Annotated in this window: 23 protein-coding genes; 7 read left to right on the forward strand and 16 right to left on the reverse strand. The window is 64.8% G+C overall.

Annotation, left to right across the window (positions count from 1 at the left end):
* Positions 1-44: 44 nt before the first annotated feature.
* From VGG53_RS05040 to ctaD, 5 genes are all read right to left on the reverse strand, one after another.
* Positions 45-803 (reverse strand): enoyl-CoA hydratase, encoded by a 759-nt coding sequence (locus tag VGG53_RS05040; protein ID WP_331516887.1) that lies wholly within the window; start codon positions 801-803, stop codon positions 45-47.
* Positions 791-1618 (reverse strand): NUDIX hydrolase, encoded by an 828-nt coding sequence (locus VGG53_RS05045; protein WP_331516888.1) that lies wholly within the window; start codon positions 1616-1618, stop codon positions 791-793. The genes VGG53_RS05040 and VGG53_RS05045 overlap by 13 nt, the downstream gene beginning before the upstream one ends.
* Complete coding sequence (locus tag VGG53_RS05050) at positions 1615-2481, reverse strand: ABC transporter ATP-binding protein (protein ID WP_414688885.1); 867 nt, start codon at positions 2479-2481, stop codon at positions 1615-1617. Before VGG53_RS05050 ends, VGG53_RS05045 begins: the two co-directional genes overlap by 4 nt.
* A 94-nt stretch (positions 2482-2575) precedes the next feature.
* The gene (gene serB, locus VGG53_RS05055; protein WP_331516890.1) at positions 2576-3811 is read right to left on the reverse strand and encodes a phosphoserine phosphatase SerB; all 1236 of its coding nucleotides are present in this window, start codon (positions 3809-3811) and stop codon (positions 2576-2578) included.
* Positions 3812-3836: 25 nt separating this feature from the next.
* Positions 3837-5582 (reverse strand): cytochrome c oxidase subunit I, encoded by a 1746-nt coding sequence (ctaD, locus tag VGG53_RS05060; RefSeq protein WP_331516891.1) that lies wholly within the window; start codon positions 5580-5582, stop codon positions 3837-3839.
* A 183-nt stretch (positions 5583-5765) separates the two neighbouring features.
* Between ctaD and VGG53_RS05065 the strand changes: the two genes are divergently transcribed.
* Entirely contained in the window at positions 5766-6869 is a 1104-nt protein-coding gene (locus VGG53_RS05065; RefSeq protein ID WP_331516892.1) for an iron-siderophore ABC transporter substrate-binding protein, read from the forward strand.
* Positions 6870-6996: 127 nt separating this feature from the next.
* Complete coding sequence (locus VGG53_RS05070) at positions 6997-8037, forward strand: NAD(P)-dependent alcohol dehydrogenase (protein WP_331516893.1); 1041 nt, start codon at positions 6997-6999, stop codon at positions 8035-8037.
* On the opposite strand, the gene VGG53_RS05075 is transcribed toward VGG53_RS05070, so the two are convergent.
* The 3 genes from VGG53_RS05075 to nrdF all read right to left on the reverse strand — a co-directional run bounded on the left by VGG53_RS05075 (position 8026) and on the right by nrdF (position 10035).
* Positions 8026-8397: a DUF3349 domain-containing protein gene (locus VGG53_RS05075; protein ID WP_331516932.1), complete on the reverse strand. Its 372-nt coding sequence runs from the start codon at positions 8395-8397 to the stop codon at positions 8026-8028. The two genes, VGG53_RS05070 and VGG53_RS05075, sit on opposite strands and share 12 nt — an antisense overlap.
* Before the next feature lie 102 nt (positions 8398-8499).
* A complete protein-coding gene (locus VGG53_RS05080; RefSeq protein ID WP_331516894.1) occupies positions 8500-9045 on the reverse strand; it encodes a hypothetical protein in 546 nt (181 codons plus the stop codon).
* Positions 9046-9060: 15 nt separating this feature from the next.
* Complete coding sequence (gene nrdF, locus VGG53_RS05085) at positions 9061-10035, reverse strand: class 1b ribonucleoside-diphosphate reductase subunit beta (protein WP_331516895.1); 975 nt, start codon at positions 10033-10035, stop codon at positions 9061-9063.
* Between the two features lie 206 nt (positions 10036-10241).
* Here nrdF and VGG53_RS05090 point away from each other — a divergent pair, with 206 nt between their 5' ends.
* A complete protein-coding gene (locus VGG53_RS05090) occupies positions 10242-10688 on the forward strand; it encodes an SRPBCC family protein (protein WP_331516896.1) in 447 nt (148 codons plus the stop codon).
* Entirely contained in the window at positions 10672-11217 is a 546-nt protein-coding gene (locus VGG53_RS05095; RefSeq protein ID WP_331516933.1) for a TetR/AcrR family transcriptional regulator, read from the forward strand. The genes VGG53_RS05090 and VGG53_RS05095 overlap by 17 nt, the downstream gene beginning before the upstream one ends.
* Here VGG53_RS05095 and VGG53_RS05100 read toward each other — a convergent pair.
* On the reverse strand, positions 11214-11786 hold the full coding sequence (locus tag VGG53_RS05100) for a TetR/AcrR family transcriptional regulator (RefSeq protein ID WP_331516897.1): 573 nt from the start codon (positions 11784-11786) through the stop codon (positions 11214-11216). The genes VGG53_RS05095 and VGG53_RS05100 overlap by 4 nt on opposite strands.
* Positions 11787-11877: 91 nt before the next feature.
* Here VGG53_RS05100 and VGG53_RS05105 point away from each other — a divergent pair, with 91 nt between their 5' ends.
* Positions 11878-12789 carry an SDR family oxidoreductase gene (locus tag VGG53_RS05105; protein WP_331516898.1) on the forward strand — a complete coding sequence of 304 codons (912 nt, stop codon included), beginning with the start codon at positions 11878-11880 and terminating at the stop codon, positions 12787-12789.
* On the opposite strand, the gene VGG53_RS05110 is transcribed toward VGG53_RS05105, so the two are convergent.
* The 6 genes from VGG53_RS05110 to VGG53_RS05135 form a co-directional block, all read right to left on the reverse strand.
* Positions 12786-14330, reverse strand: coding sequence for an NAD(P)/FAD-dependent oxidoreductase (locus VGG53_RS05110; RefSeq protein ID WP_331516899.1), 1545 nt, complete (start codon positions 14328-14330; stop codon positions 12786-12788). The two genes, VGG53_RS05105 and VGG53_RS05110, sit on opposite strands and share 4 nt — an antisense overlap.
* Before the next feature lie 62 nt (positions 14331-14392).
* Positions 14393-15142 (reverse strand): TetR/AcrR family transcriptional regulator, encoded by a 750-nt coding sequence (locus VGG53_RS05115; protein ID WP_331516900.1) that lies wholly within the window; start codon positions 15140-15142, stop codon positions 14393-14395.
* 63 nt (positions 15143-15205) lie between these two features.
* Positions 15206-17323 (reverse strand): class 1b ribonucleoside-diphosphate reductase subunit alpha, encoded by a 2118-nt coding sequence (nrdE, locus tag VGG53_RS05120; RefSeq protein ID WP_331516934.1) that lies wholly within the window; start codon positions 17321-17323, stop codon positions 15206-15208.
* Positions 17324-17340: 17 nt separating this feature from the next.
* Positions 17341-17787 carry a class Ib ribonucleoside-diphosphate reductase assembly flavoprotein NrdI gene (nrdI, locus tag VGG53_RS05125; RefSeq protein ID WP_331516901.1) on the reverse strand — a complete coding sequence of 149 codons (447 nt, stop codon included), beginning with the start codon at positions 17785-17787 and terminating at the stop codon, positions 17341-17343.
* 38 nt (positions 17788-17825) lie between these two features.
* Positions 17826-18065, reverse strand: a complete 240-nt coding sequence (locus VGG53_RS05130) for a redoxin NrdH (RefSeq protein ID WP_331516902.1) — start codon at positions 18063-18065, stop codon at positions 17826-17828.
* Between the two features lie 431 nt (positions 18066-18496).
* Positions 18497-19054, reverse strand: coding sequence for an NAD(P)H-dependent oxidoreductase (locus tag VGG53_RS05135; RefSeq protein ID WP_331516903.1), 558 nt, complete (start codon positions 19052-19054; stop codon positions 18497-18499).
* A 92-nt stretch (positions 19055-19146) separates the two neighbouring features.
* Here VGG53_RS05135 and VGG53_RS05140 point away from each other — a divergent pair, with 92 nt between their 5' ends.
* Together VGG53_RS05140 and VGG53_RS05145 are read left to right on the forward strand one after the other, a co-directional pair.
* On the forward strand, positions 19147-19749 hold the full coding sequence (locus VGG53_RS05140) for a helix-turn-helix domain-containing protein (RefSeq protein ID WP_331516904.1): 603 nt from the start codon (positions 19147-19149) through the stop codon (positions 19747-19749).
* Positions 19746-20801: a DNA polymerase IV gene (locus VGG53_RS05145; protein WP_331516905.1), complete on the forward strand. Its 1056-nt coding sequence runs from the start codon at positions 19746-19748 to the stop codon at positions 20799-20801. The genes VGG53_RS05140 and VGG53_RS05145 overlap by 4 nt, the downstream gene beginning before the upstream one ends.
* On the opposite strand, the gene VGG53_RS05150 is transcribed toward VGG53_RS05145, so the two are convergent.
* The gene (locus VGG53_RS05150) at positions 20683-21636 is read right to left on the reverse strand and encodes an SDR family oxidoreductase (protein WP_331516906.1); all 954 of its coding nucleotides are present in this window, start codon (positions 21634-21636) and stop codon (positions 20683-20685) included. The two genes, VGG53_RS05145 and VGG53_RS05150, sit on opposite strands and share 119 nt — an antisense overlap.
* Positions 21637-21679: the final 43 nt, after the last annotated feature.

Here is a 21679-nt window from a genome sequence, read left to right on the forward strand (position 1 = left end):
ACCGGCCAGCTCTCACGCTATGCAAAGGCATTTCTCAGTTATTTTTAAGTTGTTCGGACGGCCGGCCACCGCCGACTGTCGGCGAATACGTCCAGGTAGCGACGGCATTCGGCGTCTAACCGGTCGGGCGCGGCCGGCGCGAAGACGTCGTCGATGCCGGCTTTGGCCGCAGCGAGCGCGGACCGCGGTCCGTCGAGGAAGCGGCTCGCCCAGGCCGCGGCGGCGTCGTACACGGCGTCAGGGGCCACCAATTCGTCGACCAGTCCCAGCTCGAGCGCCTCTTCGGCGTCGAAGAACCGGCCGCTGTACACCAGCTCCTTGGCCCTGCTGGTTCCGACCGCGCGGACCAGCCGCGCCATGCCGCCGCCGTCGGGAACCAAGCCGGCCAGGATCTCCGTCGCGCCGAACCGGACGTTGTCGCCGCTCACCCGCCAATCGGCGGCCAGCGCGAAGCCCAGGCCGGCGCCCAACGCGTAGCCGGTGATCGCCGCGACCGTGGGCTTGGGGATTGCCGCGACGGCCTCGATCGCGGCGCGGTGCACGCGTATCCAGCTCTCGGCCTCCGGCGTGGTCAACTTCCTCAGCGCAGGCATGTCGTCGCCGGCCGAGAAGATCTCATGGCCGCCGAACAAGATGACCGCGGCGATGTCATCGCGGTTGCCGACCTCGGTGGCGGCCCGCTCGATTTCCCGATACACCTGCCGCGTCATGGCATTCGTCGGCGGCCGCGTCAGCGCTAACGTCCCGATACCCGGATGGTCGGCGCCCAGGTGGACGCTGACGAACTCGGTCAAAGCCGCCACCCCATTCCGCCGGCTTTGCGAGCGCGGTGATAGCGGTCGGAGTCGAAGAACTCGAAAACCCAGTTGTCGCCGTCGATTTCAACGTTCGGTTGCACAGTCACGATCTGGCGCTCCACCGCCAACACGTCGGCTACCGTGTGCCCGTTCAGCGAGTCCAGCTGTGTCCAGGTGGGCGGCAGCAGGAAGCAGCGACCACCTTCGAAGTCGGCGATGGCCGCCCGCGGCGTCGTCCACGCCGCACGGTCGGATTCGGTGTTGTCGCCGTCGGCACGCTGACCTTCTGGCAGCGCCCCGACGAAGAAGTAGGTGTCGTAGCGGCGGGTGCGCTCGACTTCGGGGGTCACCCAGTTGGCCCACGGCCGAAGCAGATCGGCCCGCAACACAAGGTTTTCCCGGCGCAGGAAGTCGGCGAACGACAGCGTCCGGTCGGCCAGCGCCTGGCGCGATTCGCGGTACACCGACGCGTCGCCGACGATGGCGGCCGGATCGTCCGCCGGGCCGGCGAACAGCACGCCGCATTCCTCGAAGGTCTCGCGCGCAGCGGCGCACACCAGCGCCTCGGCCAGTTCGGTGTCGGTGCCGAACCGCTGCGCCCACCACGCCGGTCCCGGACCCGCCCAGGCAATGTCGGCGTTGCGGTCGCGGTCGTCGACGCCGCCGCCGGGGAAAACCATGGTTCCAGCGGCGAATTCCATTGCGGCATGCCGTCGCATCAGAAAGACGGCTAGACCGCCTTCGCCCGCTGGCTGTTGGCGCACCAGCACCACGGTCGCGGCCGGCCGCGCCGGCAACGGCACGTACGCGTCGTCAGTCATCTGCGCCTCCGATGGGCCGGGCGGGTGCGAGTGCGACGGGCGAAGTAACGCCCGTCGATCACGTCCACCGCGATCGACTGGCCGAACGCCGCGGACAGATTCTCTGCGGTCAGCACGTCGGACAACAGGCCCGCCGCGACGACCTGTCCCTCCGATAACAACATGCAGTGGCTGAAGCCGGGCGGAATCTCCTCGACGTGATGGGTGACCAGGACCAGCGCGGGCGCGTCGGGGTCGGCGGCCAGATCGGCCAGCCGTGAAACGAGCTCTTCGCGTCCGCCCAGGTCGAGACCGGCGGCGGGTTCGTCGAGAAGCAGCAGCTCAGGGTCGGTCATCAACGCGCGAGCGATCAGGATTCGCTTGCGCTCGCCCTCTGACAGGGTTTCGTAGGTGCGGTTGGCTAGATGCTCGGCGCCCAGGCTTTCCAGCATGTCCACCGCCCGGGCGTAGTCGACGTCCTCGTAGCGCTCCCGCCAGCGGCCCAGCACCGCGTAGCCGGCCGAGACGACCAGATCGCGGACCACTTCGTTGCCCGGAATCCGTTGCGCCAGCGCGGAGGAACTCAAGCCCACCCGCGAGCGCAGCTCGGACATGTCGACCCGGCCGAGGCGTTCGCCCAGCACGTACGCGACCCCCGATGATGGATGCTCGGCGGCGGCGGCGATGCGCAACAACGACGTCTTGCCGGCGCCGTTGGCGCCAATCATCACCCAGCGTTCGTCGAGCTCGACCGACCAGGTCACGGGTCCGACCAGCACGTGGCCGTCGCGGCGGAGCGACACGTCGGTGAAGTCAATCAGCAGATCGGGGTCGACTCCCGCGCTAGTCTGGTCGGCCACCCGACCATCGTGCCGTACCGCCACCCTCCAGCGGTTGTCGGGTCGTCACCTCCCGCGAGCAGACGCTGAATCGCACAAAACCGACAATGCTGACGCGATTCTGCGTCTGCTCGCCGACTTATTCGGGCGGGATGTCGACGCGACGCACGCCGCCGTCGAGCGCGTCAGCGGCCTCGATCTCGCCGCGCGTCACACCGAGCAGAAACAGCACGGTGTCCAGGTATGGGTGGCTCAGCGACGCGTCGGCGACTTCCCGCAGCGCGGGTTTCGCGTTGAACGCCACCCCCAGGCCGGCCGCGGCCAGCATGTCGATGTCATTGGCGCCGTCACCGACCGCGACGGTTTGGGCCATCGGCACCCCGGCCTGATGGGCAAAGTCCCGCAGCGCCTTGGCTTTACCCGCGCGGTCGACGATCTGGCCGACGACTCGCCCGGTGAGTTTGCCATCGACGATCTCCAATTCGTTGGCGGCGACGAAGTCCAGCATCAGCTCGTGCGCTAACGGTCCGATGACCTGCCGGAATCCCCCCGAGACCACGCCCACGTGGTAGCCCAGCCGGCGCAGCGTACGCAGTGTGGTCCGGGCGCCGGGGGTCAGCTTCAGGTCCTGGGCGACTTCGTCGAGCACCTCGGCGGGCAGGCCGGCCAGCGTGCCGACTCGCTGGTACAGCGACTCGGCGAAGTCCAACTCGCCCCGCATGGCGGCTTCGGTGATCGCGGCGACCGCGTCCAGGGCGCCCGCCCGGGCGGCGAGCATCTCGATGACTTCCTGCTGGATCAACGTCGAGTCGACGTCGAACACGATCAGCCGTTTGGCGCGCCGCGCGATGCTGTAGTCCTCCAGCGCCACGTCGATGCCCACATCAGCGGCCACCCGGGTCAGCACCGCCTGCAGCTGGCGCCCGATCCCGCGCGGCACGGACACCCGCAACTCCAGGCCGGTGACCGGGTAGTCGGAGACGCCGCGAATGAGGTCGATGTTGACGCCCAGGGCGGCTACCTCGCGGGCCACCGCGCCGAACGCTTCGGCGGTGATCGGTCGGCCCAGCACCATGATCGTATGCGTCGAGGGATCCCGGATCACCGGCAGATCATCGCTGCGCTCGATACTCACGTCCAGACCGACCGCGTGGATCGCAGCCTCGACTTCATCGCGAAATGCCTTGCCTTCGGCAACTTCCCGCGGCGCCGACACCAGCACGCCCAACGTCAACCGGTTGCGGATCACCACCTGCTCGACGTTGAGCAGCTCAACCGCATGCCCGGAGAGAACTTCGAAGAGCGCCGACGTCACACCTGGCTTGTCGTGACCGGTGACGGTGATCAACGCCGACACCTTGCGGGGTGTACTCACCCCAAATTGCCTCCGCTAGAGGCCATTACGTGCGGACGCTGAGGTCGTCGGATCGGGTGACGTCGTCGTCCGACGGGCCGTGAGCCCGGCCGACGTGAGCCTCAGCGCGAAGCCGGTCCACCATGTGCGGGTAGTGCAGCTCGAACGCGGGACGCTCGGAGCGAATACGCGGCAGCTCGGTGAAATTGTGCCGCGGCGGCGGGCAACTGGTCGCCCACTCCAGCGAGTTGCCGTATCCCCACGGGTCGTCGACGGTGACCACTTCGCCGTAGCGCCAGCTCTTGAAGACGTTCCAGACGAACGGGATCATCGACACGCCAAGGATGAACGCGCCGATCGTCGACACGACGTTGTAGGGCTGGAACCCGTCGGTGGGCAGGTAATCGGCGTAGCGACGCGGCATTCCGATATCACCCAGCCAGTGCTGAATCAGGAACGTCGTGTGGAAACCGATGAACGTCAACCAGAAGTGCAGCTTGCCCAGCCGCTCGTCGAGCAGACGGCCGGTCATCTTCGGGAACCAGAAGTAGGTGCCGGCGAAGGTGGCGAACACGATGGTGCCGAAGAGCACGTAGTGGAAGTGCGCGACCACGAAGTAGCTGTCGGTGACATGGAAGTCCAGCGGCGGGCTGGCCAGCAGCACTCCGGTCAGGCCGCCCAGCAGGAAGGTGATCATGAAGCCGATCGAGAACAGCATCGGCGTCTCGAACGTCAACTGCCCCTTCCACATCGTGCCGACCCAGTTGAAGAACTTGATCCCGGTCGGCACTGCGATCAGGTAGGTCATGAACGAGAAGAACGGCAGCAGCACCGCGCCGGTGGCGAACATGTGGTGTGCCCACACCGCGACCGACAACGCGGCGATCGACAGCGTCGCGTAGACCAGCGTGGTGTAGCCGAAGATCGGCTTACGGGAGAACACCGGGAATATCTCGGTCACGATTCCGAAGAACGGCAACGCCACGATATAGACCTCGGGGTGACCGAAGAACCAGAACAGGTGCTGCCACAACAGAACTCCGCCGTTGGCCGAGTCGTAGACGTGGGCGCCCAGGTGCCGGTCGGCGGCCAGCCCGAACAGAGCGGCGGTCAGCAGCGGAAACGCCAGCAGCACCAGGATGGACGTCACCAAGATGTTCCAGGTGAAGATCGGCATCCGGAACATCGTCATGCCCGGGGCTCGCATACACACGACCGTGGTGATCATGTTGACGCCGCCCAGGATGGTGCCCAGACCGGCGACGATCAACCCCATGATCCACAAGTCGGCGCCGGCGCCCGGTGAGTGGATGGCGTCGGTCAACGGCGTGTACGCGGTCCAACCGAAGTCGGCGGCGCCACCGGGCGTAATGAACCCGGCCATGCTGATCGTCGCGCCGAACAGGAACAGCCAGAACGAGAACGCGTTGAGACGCGGGAACGCCACGTCGGGCGCGCCGATCTGCAGCGGCAGCACCAGGTTGGCGAAGCCGAACACGATCGGCGTCGCATAGAACAGCAGCATGATCGTGCCGTGCATGGTGAACAGCTGGTTGAACTGTTCGTTGGACAGGAACTGCAGTCCCGGCGCGGCCAATTCGGTACGCATCAGTAGCGCCAGCAGCCCGCCGATGAAGAAGAAGATGAAGCAGGTGACGACATACATGATCCCGATCAGCTTGTGATCGGTCGTGGTGATCAGCCGATAGACCAGATTGCCTTTAGGGCCGGTCCGGGGCGGGTACGGGCGACTGGCCTCGAGTTCTCCCAGCGGGGGCGCTTCGGCAGTCAAGAGCTCCTCCAAACGTCGAGCAGGGCAACTGGGATCAGTGGCTGTTGAGTCTAGCCGTCGAGTAGGCGCGACGACGGACAGGTCCTACAAACCGTCGTAATAAGCCGGTGAACATTTTTTGGCCGCCGCGGTCGCGCACTTGCCGAACCCGGCTTCAGCTGGGCGGCTGTTAACGTCGGACCCGTGCTGCTCAGGGCTATCCGACCCGCGCTGTCCGTCGCCGCCGCGGCTGTGATTGTCGCCGCCGTGTGCAGCGGTTGCAGCTCAGGGCCATCCGGTGGACGCGGCGCGTCGTCGGCGTCGGTGATCACCAGCACCACCCAGATCGCGGGGGCGGGCGTGTTGGGCAACCAGCGCCGGCCGGACGAGTCGTGCGCACCCGAACCAGCCGGCCCGGATCCTGGACCGGCGACGCGGACTGCCCACAACGCGGCCGGAGTGCAGCACGACACGGCCGAGGTGCCGGATGATCCGCAGCGCATCGTCGTGCTCGCCGGCGACCAGCTCGACGCCCTGTGTGCGTTGGGCCTGCAGTTGCGCATTGTCGGGGCCGCGACGCCGGACGGCTCACCGGACCAACCGTCGTATCTGGGCACCGTGGTGCACAAGCTGCCGGGCCTGGGCACCCGCAGCAACCCCGACCTGGCCGCGATCAAGGCCGCCAAGCCCGACCTGATTCTGGGCTCGCAAGCCCTGACGCCGAAGCTGTACTCGGCATTGGCAGCCGTCGCGCCGACGGTGTTCACCGGCTCGGCCGGTGCGGCCTGGCGGAACAACCTGCGCGGGGTGGGCGAGGCGACCGCGCGGTCCGATGCCGCAGGCGGCCTGATCGACCAGTTCACCACCAAGGCCCACGACGACGGCGCCGCGCACGACGCCGGCCATTTCCAGGCATCGATCGTGCAGTTCACCGAGAACGCCGTTCGGATCTATGGGGCCGACAACTTCCCGGCCAGCGTGTTGACCGCGATCGGCGTCGATCGCCCTGCGGCGCAACGGTTTACCGACAAGCCTTTCATCGAGCACGGCAGCACTGACGCCGACTTGGCGAACAACGCGGACTTCTCCGCTGCCGACGCCGACGTCGTATACGTGTCGTTCGACTCACCGACCGCCAAGGACCGCGCCCCCACGATCTTCGACAGCGACTCGTGGCGCAGACTGTCGGCCACCCGCGACAACCGGGTCTTCGTGGTCAACAACGAAATCTGGCAGACCGGCGAGGGCGTAATCGCCGCCCGCGGCATCATCGACGACCTGCGCTGGCTCAACGCTCCCATCAATTAACTGACGCAGTAACTGACCGGCGGTGTGAGATCGAACGCACCGGGCAAAATACATAGTCTATCTATGCTAAAGTCGACCGCATCCAATAAATTCGATACGAAACCCCGCGCATTCAAGAGGATTGCTGATGAGCACTGTTTCCGCTTACACCGCTACTTCGGCGACGCAGCCGCTGACCAAGACCACGATCACCCGCCGCGACCCCGGCCCCCACGACGTGGCCATCGAGATCAAGTTCGCCGGGATCTGCCACTCCGACATTCACACCGCCAAAGGCGAATGGGGCCAGGCCAACTACCCCGTGGTGCCCGGTCACGAAATCGCCGGCGTCGTAACCGCCGTCGGCTCCGAGGTCACCAAGCACAAGGTCGGCGACCACGTCGGTGTGGGCTGCATGGTGAACTCCTGCGGCATATGTAGCCGCTGCAAAGCAGGCCTCGAGCAGTACTGCAAAAACGGCGCGACGTTCACCTACAACTCCATCGACAAAGACGGCACGGTGACGCAGGGCGGCTACAGCCAGGCAGTCGTCGTCAACGAGAATTTCGTCGTCCACATCCCCGACTCGCTGCCGCTGGGCGCCGCGGCCCCACTGCTGTGCGCGGGCATCACGCTGTTTTCACCGCTGCGGCACTGGAAGGCCGGACCCGACACCCGGCTGGCGGTCATCGGACTGGGCGGCCTGGGGCACATGGGCGTGAAGCTCGGCGCGGCGATGGGCGCCGAGGTGACCGTGCTTTCGCAGTCGCTGAAGAAGATGGAAGACGGGCTGCGCCTGGGCGCCGGCCACTACTACGCCACCGCCGACCGCGACACCTTCAAGAAGTTGCGCAACGGCTTCGACCTCATCCTGAACACCGTCTCGGCGAACCTCGACCTCGGCGACTACCTGAACCTGCTTGACGTCGACGGCACGCTCGTCGAGCTGGGTATCCCCGAGCACCCGATGGCGGTGCCGGCCTTCCCGCTGGCGCTGGGGCGTCGCAGCCTGTCGGGGTCCAACATCGGCGGCATCGCCGAAACCCAGGAGATGCTGAACTTCTGCGCCGAGCACAACACCTTGCCCGAAATCGAAGTGATCGAGGCAGATTACGTCAACGAAGCTTACGAGCGTGTGCTGGCCAGCGACGTGCGCTACCGCTTCGTGATCGACACGTCAACTTTGTGAGTTAGTCCTTGAGGCCGCCGACGCGTCGGCCTGCTCGCTGATACCCGACAGTGGCCAGCCGGCGGCGGCGAGCCTGGCGGCCACCCGGGCAATGTTCTCCGGACCCGCGTCGTAGTGCGTCATGTCCGAGATGAAGTCCGCGATTACGTCACGGTCGACCGTGCCGTTCGACAGCTCTTCCTCGTCGATCGAATCGACGACTTCGGTGATCTCTTCGTCGCTCAGCGGTGTGCTGCGCAGCAACGCCAGCAGCGCGAGCCGGTCGGGCCCGGGTACTCCATCGGGGTAGCCGACCTGCAGCCACCGGACTACTGAACGGAAGAAGTTAGCCGCCGAGGACGCTGCGGAAGATGGAGTTATCGCCACCTCACCAGTGTCACGGGTGCCGGGTCCACGACGCCACTTTCGCAGCTGACTGGTCACACAATTCATGCGCCGTTCACGTGCGCGGCGAGCAGGAGATCAGACCGGCCCCCGGGTCAGCAGGGCGACATTTCGTTGAATTCGGCGCGCGCTGAGCAACGACACCGGCAGCAAGATCGCGGCCAAGACGGCGAGCACAACGAAGGGCAACCGGTCGTTGTCGAACAGCACTGCCCCAGCGACGACCGCGACGACCAAGATCCCCACCGCGAACCAGGACCACAGCTGCGTACGCTTCAACTCATCAGCCGACTTGTTGCGCAGGTAGATCCTGCCGAGCCGGGTTGCCGACGCCCGCACGTCGGGATCAGCGGGCTCGACGCCCCGCACCACCGCGTTGATCGCCGCGGAACGCCCCGATCGGTCCAGTCCGGACACCGCCTCTTGGGCCGCGCGGTGCATGCTTTGCGTCGTCACCGTGAAATATCCGCCAACCGCGGCGCCGAAGACGATGGCGGACAAGACAGCACTTTCGAACCCGTAGCCCGACTGCAGGCTGGTGAACAGACCCCACCAGACAGCGAGGAACACCGCCCACACCGCGAATCGCACCCACGCGGGTTGCAAGATCAGCCGAAGACGCATGGGGGCCCGCGGCTCCTAGAAGTTCCAGTCCTCGTCTTCGGTGACGACGGCCTTACCGATCACGTATGAGGAGCCGGAGCCGGAGAAGAAGTCGTGGTTCTCGTCGGCGTTCGGCGAGAGGGCCGACAGGATCGCCGGGTTGACGTCGGTCTCGTCGCGCGGGAACAGCGCCTCGTAACCGAGGTTCATCAACGCCTTGTTGGCGTTGTAGCGCAAGAACTTCTTGACGTCTTCGGTCAGACCGACCTCGTCGTAAAGATCCTGGGTGTACTCGACCTCGTTGTCGTAGAGCTCGAAAAGCAGCTCGTAGGTGTAGTCCTTGAGCTCGGCCTGCCGAGCCGCGTCTTCGAGCGCCAGGCCCTTTTGATACTTGTAGCCGATGTAGTAGCCGTGCACGGCCTCGTCGCGGATGATCAGCCGGATCAGGTCGGCGGTGTTGGTCAGCTTGGCCCGGCTCGACCAGTACATCGGCAAGTAGAACCCGGAGTAGAACAGGAAGCTCTCCAGCAGCGTGGAGGCCACCTTGCGCTTGAGTGGCTCGTCGCCGCGGTAGTACTGCATCACGATCTCGGCCTTGCGCTGCAGGTTCGGGTTCTCCTCCGACCAACGGAAGGCCTCGTCGATCTCGACGGTGGAGCACAGCGTGGAGAAGATCGAGCTGTAACTCTTGGCGTGCACCGACTCCATGAACGCGATGTTGGTGTACACCGCCTCCTCGTGCGGCGTGAGCGCGTCCGGAATCAGACTGACCGCCCCGACCGTGCCTTGAATGGTGTCCAGCAGGGTCAGCCCGGTGAACACCCGCATCGTCAGCTGCTTCTCGTTGGGCGTCAGCGTCCCCCACGACGGGATGTCGTTGGACACCGGCACCTTCTCGGGCAGCCAGAAATTACCGGTCAGCCGGTCCCAGACCTCTGCGTCCTTCTCGTCGTGCAGACGGTTCCAGTTGATCGCGGAGACGCGGTCGATCAGCTTCATTCCATCGGTCACCAGAACCCCACTTCACCAGGTCGGATAGTCGACGTTGCTTAGGCCACAAACACTACCCCTGGGGTGTGACAGGGCGATGGAACACAAGTGCTTGTGTTCGCGTGTCGCGCACGGGTTCGTGTCAGATAACCGTTACGCATCCGGATACCCGGGATCGACAACTTGTTCACCTCTAGGCACCTCCATTTGGATGTACCATTTGGTACATGCTAATCGAAGACAGCGTCGAGATCGAGGCTCCGGCGCAGTTGGTCTGGGAAGTGTTCAGCGACGTCGAACGCTGGCCCGAATGGACCGCATCGGTGACGTCGCTGGTCGGCCGAGATGGCGCCAACTTGGCTGTTGGGAAACGGTTTTCGATCAAGCAGCCGGGTATGTCGAAGCTGACATGGACGGTGACCGAAATCGATCCGGGCCTGTCCTGGACGTGGGTGCAACGCGCGCCCGGCGCACTCGCGACCGCTCGCCACGACGTCATCGCCCAGCCCGACGGGCACACCGTGGTGCGCCAGCAACTCGACCAGCGTGGCGTGCTCGGCGCACTGGTCGCGCGGTTGATGGTCAAAAAGACCAAGCGGTTCCTCCAACTCGAAGCCCAAGGGCTCAAGACCCGCTCCGAGCAGCTCCACCATGCCGATGGCACGCTCTCCTGACCGGAGCCGGCGCCGTCAGCTACTGGAAACGCTGGTCGAGGAGTTCGCCGCCGGCGGTATCGGCGACCGCTCCTTACGCGATGTAGCTGAAGCGGTCGGTACAAGTCATCGAATGTTGTTGCACCACTTCCGGTCTCGAGAAGAGATGCTGGTGGCGATCGTCGAGGAAGTCGAGCGGCGCCAGATGTCCGTCCTGCCGGATCTGCCGGCGAACCCGGCCGATCACTTCGCCGCGATGTGGGCCGACGTCCGCCGGCCACAATTGCGCCCCTTCGAACGCCTTTTCTTCGAGTGCTACGCGCGAGCGGCCAACGGGGAACAGCCATTCGACCGAATGGTTCCGGGCGCAGTCGACGACTGGCTGGCCCTCACCGAGGGTATTGCCGAGCCCGCCGCGGCACGACTCGGGCTGGCAGTGATTCGTGGGCTGCTGCTCGACCTGGTCGCCACCGGCGACGAGGCCGGCGTGAACGCGGCCGCGGAGGCGTTCGTCAGCCTGCTTCGCGGGCGACCACATGCGTCGGGCTAATTCGACTTTGGCAACACGGAGATGACGGTGTCGACGAGTTCTTCGGCGGTGGTATGCCACTTGTCCAAGTCCATATGGCCGCTCAGATCTAGCCCGGTAATGCCGTGGGCAGTCGTCAGCAGCAACGCGCCATAGCGTTGGGCGCGCCGCGGACCTGTGATGCGACCGACGATGTCGAGGAACAGGTTCTGGGTGCGTTCTGCCGACCGGACGGCCGCCGCGGGATCACCCGCCGGAGTGGTGAACATCAGCCGATACAGGTGCGGTCGGGTGCGGCCGATGTCGATCAGTGCGAGCAGACCCGACCGCAAGCATGCCTCGGCCGAATCCTCGCTGGCCGCAAGCACTTCCAGCGCATCACCCAGCTCGGTCATCGCATTGGTGGCGACCACCGTGAGCAGAGATTCCTTGTCGACGAAATGCCGGTAGGCCGCCGAGCGCGACACGCCGCTACGGGCCCCCACCTCGCGCAGGGTCACCGCCTCCGGCCCGCCGAGGTCGAGCAACGCGCCCGCCGCGTCGATCAGCGAACGTCGGGTGGCCGCCGCGCTCTCCGCTCGGGTCGTCACCCGCAGAGCATAAGCCTGCATTTGAGTTGACAACGTCAACACAACTGATAGCTTGAGTGGACAACGTCAACTCAAATGCATGGAGAGCGCGATGAATGTCAGCAGCTACCCCGACCGCAATGAGCTGATCGTCGTGACCGGGGCGTCCACCGGTATCGGCGCAGCCACCGTGAAAGAGCTGGCACACAGGGGCTTTCACGTACTGGCGGGCGTTCGGCGCGAGGCTGACGCCAATGCACTGCGAGGCCTGGGCATCCAGGGCATCGAGCCGCGCATCCTGGACATCACCGTGGAATCGGACATCACTTCGATCGCCGAGCGGGTGGCCCACGATCCGCAGCGGCGTCCCCTTCGTGCATTGGTCAACAACGCCGGGATCTCGATCAACGCGCCCGTCGAAACGCTGCCGATCGCGCAGTGGCGCCAGCAGTTCGAGGTGAATCTGTTCGGTCACATCGCCATGACTCAGGCGCTGTTGCCCGCCCTGCTGAACAGTTCGGGCACCGTGGTCAATATCAGTTCGGTCGGCGGCAAGGTCGTGTTGCCGACGTACGGCGCTTACGCCGGCTCGAAGTTCGCCCTGGAGGCCGTCAGTGACGCGCTGCGCCGCGAGGTCGGCGCTGCCGGAATCAGGGTCGTCGTCGTCGAACCTGGCGCGGTCAAGACCGAGATCGCCGAGCGCGGGATCGCCACGTCGGAGGGGCTGATGGCGGATATGACCGCGGCCCAGCTCGCCCGCTACGGCGACGTCATGGATGCCATTACGGCACAAGCTCGTTCGTTCAACGAGACCGGAGTCTCCGCCGAAACCGCCGCCACAGTGATCGCCAAAGCGGTGACCGCGTCCCGGCCCCGGACCCGGTACACCATCGGACGCGACGCCGCGATCCTGCTGCGGATCAGCCGGTTCGTCTCCGACCGCGCCCTGGATCGCATCGTGCGGCTGAACCTTCGGCAGTTCGCTCCCAAGGGAAGTCAGCCGAGCACAGTGCGCAGCGCTTAAGCGTTCACCACCGCGCGCGAGCCGGTGCCCACCCCGAAGAACTTGTATTCGGCGAGTTTGAGCGAGCGGGTTTCCCGCCAGTACTGCCAGGTCATTCCGCTCCACAGCGTCCGGTTGACACCGTGCTCGTCGAGATACCAGCTGCTGCAGCCGCCGGTGTTCCACACCGAGCCGGCGAGCTTGGTCTGCAACTCGGCGTTGTTCCGGTCCTGGGCGGAACGGCTGGGTGCCAGCGCCTGCGCTCCGGCCTTGTCCACCGCGGCGATGGCTTCGGTGACGTAGTGGATCTGCGACTCGATCATGAAGACCACCGAGGTGTGGCCGAGCCCGGTGTTCGGCCCGAGCAGGAAGAACAGGTTGGGCATGTCGGCGACGGTGATACCGCGGTGCGCCACAAGCCCTTCCCGGTTCCAGCGATCCACCAGGTCCTCGCCGCGTGGACCTTTCACGTCGATGTAGGTATAGGAGTCGGTGGTGTGGAATCCGGTCGCGTACACGATGACGTCGGCCCGGTGCTCGACGCCGTCGTCGGTGACGATGCCGTCAGCGCTGATCCGGCTGATTCGATCGGTGATCAATGTCGCCTTGGGATTGGCCACTGCTTGATAGTAGTTGCCGGAGTACAGGATTCGCTTGCAGCCTGCGCGGTAGTTCGGTGTGAGCCTGCGCCGCAGATTCTTGTCCCGGACGCTGCGCCGGATGTTCCATCTGCCGATCAGGTCGACGGCGCGCAACAGGCCGGGTCGTTTCGTCATCGCGTAGCCCAAACCCTCGAGCCCCCAGTAAATGCCGGACCGCACCGCGAACCGCAGACCAGGCACATATGCGAAGGCGCGGCGCACCGCATCCGGCAGCAGACTATTGGGCCGCGGCACCACCCACGGCGGAGTGCGCTGATACAGCTGCACCTCGGCGACCCCGGCATCGCGGCGCACCAACTCCGGCACGATCTGAATCGCGCTGGCACCGGTGCCGATGACCGCGACCCGCTTACCGGTCAGGTCGACGCTGTGGTCCCACTGCGCGGAATGGAAAGCAGCGCCGCGGAATTCGTCCATGCCCTCGATGTCGGGCAGCCGCGGGATGTGCAACGCGCCGGCGCCCGAGACCAGAAACTGGGCAATGTACTCCTCGCCGGAGTCGGTGAAGACGTGCCAGCGGTATTCGCTGTCGTCCCAGTGTGCGCGGCTGACCTTCGACCCGAATTGGATGTAGCGGCGCAGCCCGTATTTTTCGGTGACGCCGCGGAGGTAGTCCAGGATTTCCGGCTGCGGCGAGAACAACTTGCTCCAGGTGGCCTTGGGTTCGAACGAGAACGAATACAGATGCGACGGCACGTCGCAGGCGCAGCCGGGGTAGCTGTTGTCCCGCCAGGTTCCGCCGATGTCGTCGGCTTTCTCCAGGATGACGAAGTCCACGTTCCGGCGCTGCAGTGCGATGGCCATGCCCAGGCCGGCGAAGCCCGTCCCGATGATGACCGCACGCGTCCGCACGGGCGGAGCAGATGCATGTGGTTGGGTAATCGACTCAGCGATACTCATGTGCGCCGCTCCTCCTCCAGTGTGCAAGTATCCAGTACCGAGGGTATCAACGCCGTCCGGTGCTAGCTCGCGGCGGAGTCGTGCGGCATCGCGTTGTGGATGGGCTGATCAGGGTCCAACTTGATGCCCAGCAGCTCGGCGGTGCCGACGATGACACCCAGCATGATCGTGGTCAGATGCTCGACGAACTTGTCCCGCGGCATCCGTCGCGGACTGTCGACATCGGATCCCAGCCACCACTCGGTGGCCGAGGCAGCCGACCCGAAAGCGGCGTGGGCAGCCAACTCCACCGCCGCATGGTCCAACTCCATGTCCCGGAGCTCGTTGTCGAACATGTCGGCCATGGCCAAGGTGATCTGTCGGCCCTCATCGAAGGTCCGCACGGTCGACGGCGAGGTAGCCGCGGAGCGGTCCTGGATAAAGACTCGCAGCACGTTGGGATGCTGGTCGATGAGGCTGACGTACTCGGCGACGCTGCGTCGGATGACCTCGCGGGCCGAGTCGGTCGCCAAGTCGATGGATGGGAAGATCGCCGCCCACAGCATGTCGCGAAGCCGCTCGCCGATCGCCCGGAACAGATCGGATTTGTCGGTGAAATGGCGGTAGATCTTGGGTTTGGCGGTGCCGGCTTCTTCGGCGACCTCCCGGACGCTGAGATCGGGACCCAACCGGTCGATGGCCCGGAACGCGGCCTCCACGATCTCCGCACGTACCTTCTTGCGGTGCTCGCGCCAGCGTTCGCTGCGGGCGTCCACCTTCACACCGGGCTTGGGCCCGGGATGAGGCAGTGGAGGCCGGGGAATTCTGACCACGTCAAGCACCTTACCTCGGTGCGGTCGCTGACCTGGGCAGACTGGTTATCGGGAGATCCGACGTCACAGCATGCAGGAGACGCAGCCCTCGACTTCGGTGCCCTCCAGCGCCATCTGCCGCAGCCGGATGTAGTACAGCGTCTTGATGCCTTTGCGCCAGGCGTAGATCTGCGCCTTGTTCACATCGCGGGTGGTCGCGGTGTCCTTGAAGAACAGTGTCAGCGAAAGCCCTTGGTCCACATGTTGGGTGGCCGCCGCGTAGGTGTCGATGATCTTCTCGTAGCCGATCTCGTAGGCATCCTGGTAGTACTCCAGGTTGTCGTTGGTCAGATACGGCGCCGGGTAATAGGCGCGGCCGATCTTCCCTTCCTTGCGGATCTCGATCTTGGAAGCGACCGGGTGGATCGACGACGTCGAGTGGTTGATGTAGGAGATCGATCCGGTCGGCGGCACCGCCTGCAGGTTCTGGTTGTAGATGCCGTGGACCTGCACGGATTCCTTCAGTCGCTTCCAGTCATCCTGGTTCGGAATGCGGATGTTCGCGTCGGCGAACAGCTGACGGACCTTGTCGGTCTTGGGTTCCCAGAGCTGCTCGGTGTACTTGTCGAAGAACTCACCGGACGCATACTTCGACTTCTCGAAGCCCTTGAAATGCGAACCGCGTTCGATCGCAATGCGATTCGAGGCGCGCAGCGCGTGATAGAGCACCGTGTAGAAGTAGATGTTGGTGAAGTCGACACCCTCGTCGGACCCGTAGAAGACGCGTTCGCGGGCCAGGTAGCCGTGCAGGTTCATCTGCCCGAGCCCGATCGCGTGCGAGTCGTTGTTGCCCTGCTCGATCGAGGGCACCGACCAGATGTGGGTCTGGTCGCTCACCGCGGTCAGCGCCCGAATCGCCACCTCGATGCTCTGGGCGAAGTCCGGCGAGTCCATCGTCTTGGCGATGTTCAGCGAACCCAGATTGCACGAAATGTCTTTGCCCACTTTGGCATACGACAAATCGTCGTTGAACACCGACGGGGTGGAGACCTGCAGGATCTCCGAGCACAGGTTGGAGTGGGTGATCTTGCCCTCGATCGGGTTGGCCCGGTTCACGGTGTCCTCGAACATGATGTACGGGTAGCCCGACTCGAACTGCAACTCGGCCAGCGTCTGGAAGAACTCGCGAGCCTTGATCTTGGTCTTGCGGATGCGCGCATCGTCGACCATCTCGTAGTACTTCTCGGTGACCGAGATGTCGGCGAAGGGCACCCCGTAGACGCGTTCGACGTCGTAGGGCGAGAACAGGTACATGTCCTCGTTGTTCTTGGCCAGCTCGAACGTGATGTCCGGGATCACCACGCCCAGGCTCAGCGTCTTGATCCGGATCTTCTCGTCGGCGTTCTCTCGCTTGGTGTCCAGGAAGCGGTAGATGTCGGGGTGGTGGGCGTGCAGGTATACCGCACCGGCGCCTTGGCGCGCGCCCAACTGGTTGGCGTAGGAGAACGAGTCCTCGAGCAACTTCATGATCGGGATGACGCCCGATGACTGGTTTTCGATGTTCTTGATCGGCGCGCCGTGCTCGCGAATGTTGCTCAGCAGCAACGCGACTCCCCCGCCCCGCTTGGACAGCTGCAGCGCGGAGTTGATCGAGCGCCCGATCGACTCCATGTTGTCTTCGATTCTCAAAAGGAAACAGCTCACTGGCTCACCGCGCTGCTTCTTGCCCGAGTTGAGGAAGGTCGGCGTGGCCGGCTGGAACCGGCCGTCGATGATCTCGTCGACGAGCTTCTCGGCCAGCCCGGTGTCGCCGGCGGCCAGCGTCAGCGAGACCATGACGACCCGGTCTTCGAAGCGCTCCAGATAGCGCTTGCCGTCGAAAGTCTTCAGCGTGTACGAGGTGTAGTACTTGAACGCGCCGAGGAAGGTCGGGAACCGGAACTTCTTGGCGTACGCGCGATCCAGCAGCGTCTTGACGAAGTTTCGTGAGTACTGGTCGAGAACCTCACGCTCGTAGTAGTTCTCCTTGACCAGGTAGTCGAGCTTCTCGTCCTGATTGTGGAAGAAGACCGTGTTCTGGTTGACGTGCTGCAAGAAGTACTGATGTGCGGCTTCGCGATCTTTGTCGAACTGAATCTTGCCGTCGGCGTCGTACAGATTCAGCATCGCGTTCAGCGCGTGATAGTCCGTTTCATCGGGCAAACCATGCGCGCCGGCGGTTACAGGCTCTGCAGCGACGGTTGTTGGCACGTCTGTTCCTTCCAGAAGTCGGCGAGACCGGCGCGGACGGCATCCACATCGTCCGGGGTCCCCATCAGTTCAAATCGATAGAGGTAGGGCACGCCGCACTTGCGGGAAACCACGTCGCCCGCATAGGCGAACTCAGCACCGAAATTGTTGTTGCCCGCGGCGATGACGCCGCGAATCAACGACCGGTTGTTTTCGTTGTTCAGGAAAGCGATGACCTGCTTGGGGACATAGCCACCATCACTGATATCCGGAGTCGCCTTGCCACCCCCGTAGGTCGGCAGCACCAGCACGTAGGGCTGGTGTACCTCGATACGGCCGTGCAGCGGTATCCGCGTTGCCGGGATACCCAGCTTCTGCACGAAGCGGTGCGTGTTCTCCGAGACGCTGGAGAAATACACCAGGCTGGAGGACGGCACGGCGATCCCCTCCTAAGTTCTAGTGCGCCTGGTGCCGGTTACGCGCTCAGCACTGCCCCGGTGAGCCCTTTGATCCGGTCCGGCCGGAAGCCTGACCAGTGCTCGTTGCCGGCCACGACGACCGGCGCCTGCAGGTATCCCAGCGCCATCACGTAGTCGCGTGCCTCAGAGTCCAGGGTGATGTCGACCTTCTCGTAGGCGACGCCCTGCTTGTCCAGCGCCTTGTAGGTGGCGTTGCACTGCACGCATGCCGGTTTGGTGTAAACAGTGACGCTCATGGGCGGTACGACTCCTCTGTCGACGGTGGGAACGAGACACGGACTGGCAACTATTCGGTTACTGCATCTTTACTGCTATTCAGCAGACCGCCGGGCCACAGAATTCCCATCTCGCCGATCCGCGTCAGCTGGCATGCGATGCCGGTTGGCGTGTCCCGGTCGACCAGGTAAACCTGGGGTCTGTCGGTGTCGGAAACACTACACCTAGTGGTCGACAATAAGTATAGCTACAAGATGTTCTGAAAAACATTCATGGAATTCCCTGGTCGTAAGCCTTCGCATCGACGTGTCTTCGGCGTGTCGCAGGTCACAAAATGGCCTAGCGGCGGTATAGGAACAGATGTACCACCCGGCACCGACAGCTTCCGCCGGCCGGATCCGCACAGCAAAGCGCCCCAGCGGCTTCCGAACCGCTGGGGCGCGTGCAAAGATCAGCTGACTTCGGCAGCCAGCTTGCCTACCGCGTCGCGCACGTTTGCGGACACTTCCGCATGCTCGCGCGGGTGTTCACCATTCAGCGTCTTGAACGGAACCGACAGTTTGATCGAATCAACCACCCGGGCGCCGGCAATCCCGAATGACTTGCGGGTGTCGTCGTGCGCCCATACCCCGCCGTACTGGCCAAAGGAGCCCCCAATCACCGCCAGTGGCTTTCCTTTGAGAGCGCTGTCGCCGAATGGCCGGGACAGCCAGTCGATCGCGTTCTTGACGACGGCTGGGTAGCTACCGTTGTATTCCGGGGTGACCACCAGTGCGGCGTCGGCCTGAGCCGCGGCGGCGCGCAACGCGGCCACCGGAGCCAAGGCTGGAGCCTCGGCGTTCATCACGTCGTCGATCTCCTCGTTGTAGAACGGCAGATCGCCAAGGCCTTCGAAGATCGTGACGGCGACGCCGCCCGGGGCCACCTCGGCGGCCAGCTCGGCGATCTGGCGATTGATCGACGCGGCACGCAAGCTTCCTACCAGCGCCAACACTTTGGTGTCTGGCATGATCTGAGTCCCTTCAGTAATTGGTGTCTATACTTTGCATCGGATTAACCGGACTATGGTCCGGTTTGTTCCGATGACGCTACAGTAATTTTGTGAGCGCTCCCGACCCGGTCCGCGACCTGCCGGTTTCCGTACCGGCGGAACGCGGCGACGCCGCGCGCAACCGTGTCCTGTTGTTGGACGCGGCGCGGCGACTGATCGACGAGCGGGGCGCCAACGCGGTCACCATGGACGACATTGCCGGAGCCGCCGGCGTCGGTAAAGGCACAGTGTTCCGCCGATTCGGCAGCCGGGCCGGATTGATGATGGTGCTGCTCGACGAGGACGAGCGGACCAACCAGCGAGCCTTCATGTTCGGTCCTCCCCCGCTGGGTCCTGACGCGGCGCCGCTGGATCGACTGCTGGCGTTCGGGCATGCCCGGCTGCGATTCGCCCACACCCACCGCGAGCTGTTGGTGGCCGCCAACCGCGATCCGCGGTCCCGCTACGGCGCCGCGGCAACGGTGTTGCGCACGCATGTCGGGATGCTGCTGGGCGCAGCCGGCACGACGGGTGATCTGGATGCCCAGACCGATGCCCTACTGGCGCTGTTGGAGGCCGACTACGTCGAACACCAACTGATGAAACGCCACCAATCTCTGCAGGCGCTGGGCGAAGCGTGGGAGAGCCTGGCGCGCAAGCTTTGCGGAACGTGAAGCCGCGCTGGATTCTGCACGTCGACCTCGACCAGTTCCTGGCGTCGGTCGAACTGGGGCGCCACCCCGAATTGGTTGGGCTGCCCGTCATTGTCGGGGGCAACGGCGACCCGGCCGAAGCCCGCAAAGTGGTCACCTGCGCGTCATACGAAGCCCGCGAATTCGGGGTGCACGCGGGGATGCCGCTGCGCGCCGCGGCCCGGCGCTGTCCGGACGCCACGTTCTTGGCGTCCGATCCCGAGGCGTATGACGCCGCCTCCGAGCAGGTGATGACGTTGCTGCGCGACCTGGGCCACCCAGTGGAGGTCTGGGGTTGGGATGAGGCATACCTCGGCGCCGACGTGGACGAACCCGGCGAACTCGCCGAACAGATCCGCACCGTCATCTCCTCGGCGACCGGACTGTCCTGCTCGGTGGGCATCAGCGACAACAAGCAGCGCGCCAAGGTCGCCACCGGATTCGCCAAACCGGCCGGCGTCTACCTGCTGACCGAGTCGAACTGGATGACGGTGATGGGCGACCAGCCCGTCGACGCGCTGTGGGGCGTGGGGCCCAAGACTACGAAAAAGCTTGCCGCCCTTGATATCACGACGGTGTGGCAGTTGGCGCACACCGACGCCGAGCTGCTGACATCGACGTTCGGCCCGCGGACCGGGCTGTGGTTGTTGCTGCTGGCCAACGGCGGTGGCGACGACACGGTCAGCTCCGAGCCGTGGGTGGCCCGCTCCCGCAGCCACGTCGTCACCTTCCCACACGATCTGTCCGATCGCGCCGAAATAGATTCAGCGATAACCCAATTAGCGAGACGCGCGCTGGATGACGTGGTGGCGTCGTCGCGCATCGTCACGCGGGTGGCCGTCACCGTACGCACTGCGACGTTCTACACCCGCACGAAAATCCGCAAACTCGACGAGCCCACCACCGATGCCGGCGTCATTGCCGCGGCGGCGTTACGGGTGTTGGATCTGTTCGAGCTGGACCGTCCGGTGCGGCTGCTGGGGGTGCGGCTGGAATTGCAGATGCCGAACGAGCCACGACCGGGGCGGGCTTGAGAGCCTTGGTGAAGACAACGTTGACTTGGCGCATCGCCACGCTATAGGGCCACCACGCAACTCTTTTGAACGCGTACAGCGCGCGGATGTCCGCCGAGGTGTAGATCAGGAAGCGGTTTTTGGCGACACCCGACAGGATCTTGTCGGCGGCTTTTTCCGGAGACACCGCGTGTCCGCTGAACCGATTGACCCAACGGCTCACCTGCGGGTCGTCGCGGTCGACACCGGCGATCTCGACGGTGTTGACCAGCGGGGTGCGCACCGCACCGGGCACCACCACCGACACCCCGATGCGATACCGGGCCAGGTCGAACCGCAGCACTTCGGAGAGCCCGCGCAACCCGAATTTGCTTGCGCTGTAGGCAGCATGCCAGGGCAACCCGATCAGCCCCGCCGCCGAGGACACGTTGACCAGGTGTCCGCCCCGGTGCGCCGCCACCATCGGCGGCAGGAAGTTCTCGATCACGTGGATCGGCCCCATCAGGTTGATCGAGATCACCTTCGTCCACTGCTCGTGGGTCAGCCGGTCGACGGTCCCCCACGCCGACACCCCGGCGATGTTCATCACGAGATCCATGCTCGGGTGATTGACGTGGATCGCCTCGGCGAACGACGCGACCTCGTCGTAGTCGGCGACATCCAACGCCCGGTACTCGGCAACGTGTGCACCCAGCGCGCGAACGTCATTGACTGTCTCGGCCAGGCCATCGGCGTTGCGATCGGTCAGGAACAGCTCGGCACCTTGACCGGCGAGCCGGAGGGCCGTCGCCCGACCGATACCGCTGGCCGCGCCGGTGATAAAACACCGCTTACCCGCGAATGTCGTCCTTGCCATGGGCAGAGACGATACGGCGGCTTGATAGCCCGCCTCCTCCTCA

This window comes from Mycobacterium sp., assembly GCF_036490025.1.
Classification (GTDB): Bacteria; Actinomycetota; Actinomycetes; order Mycobacteriales; family Mycobacteriaceae; genus Mycobacterium.

Coding starts and splice junctions, on each gene's coding strand:
- VGG53_RS05045 (WP_331516888.1), bottom strand. CDS start 1,618: ATGACTGACGACGCGTACGTGCCGTTGCCGGCGCGGCCGGCCGCGACC.
- VGG53_RS05070 (WP_331516893.1), top strand. CDS start 6,997: ATGAGCACTGTTTCCGCTTACACCGCTACTTCGGCGACGCAGCCGCTG.
- VGG53_RS05080 (WP_331516894.1), bottom strand. CDS start 9,045: ATGCGTCTTCGGCTGATCTTGCAACCCGCGTGGGTGCGATTCGCGGTG.
- VGG53_RS05090 (WP_331516896.1), top strand. CDS start 10,242: ATGCTAATCGAAGACAGCGTCGAGATCGAGGCTCCGGCGCAGTTGGTC.
- VGG53_RS05095 (WP_331516933.1), top strand. CDS start 10,672: ATGGCACGCTCTCCTGACCGGAGCCGGCGCCGTCAGCTACTGGAAACG.
- VGG53_RS05105 (WP_331516898.1), top strand. CDS start 11,878: ATGAATGTCAGCAGCTACCCCGACCGCAATGAGCTGATCGTCGTGACC.
- VGG53_RS05110 (WP_331516899.1), bottom strand. CDS start 14,330: ATGAGTATCGCTGAGTCGATTACCCAACCACATGCATCTGCTCCGCCC.
- VGG53_RS05130 (WP_331516902.1), bottom strand. CDS start 18,065: ATGAGCGTCACTGTTTACACCAAACCGGCATGCGTGCAGTGCAACGCC.
- VGG53_RS05135 (WP_331516903.1), bottom strand. CDS start 19,054: ATGCCAGACACCAAAGTGTTGGCGCTGGTAGGAAGCTTGCGTGCCGCG.
- VGG53_RS05150 (WP_331516906.1), bottom strand. CDS start 21,636: ATGGCAAGGACGACATTCGCGGGTAAGCGGTGTTTTATCACCGGCGCG.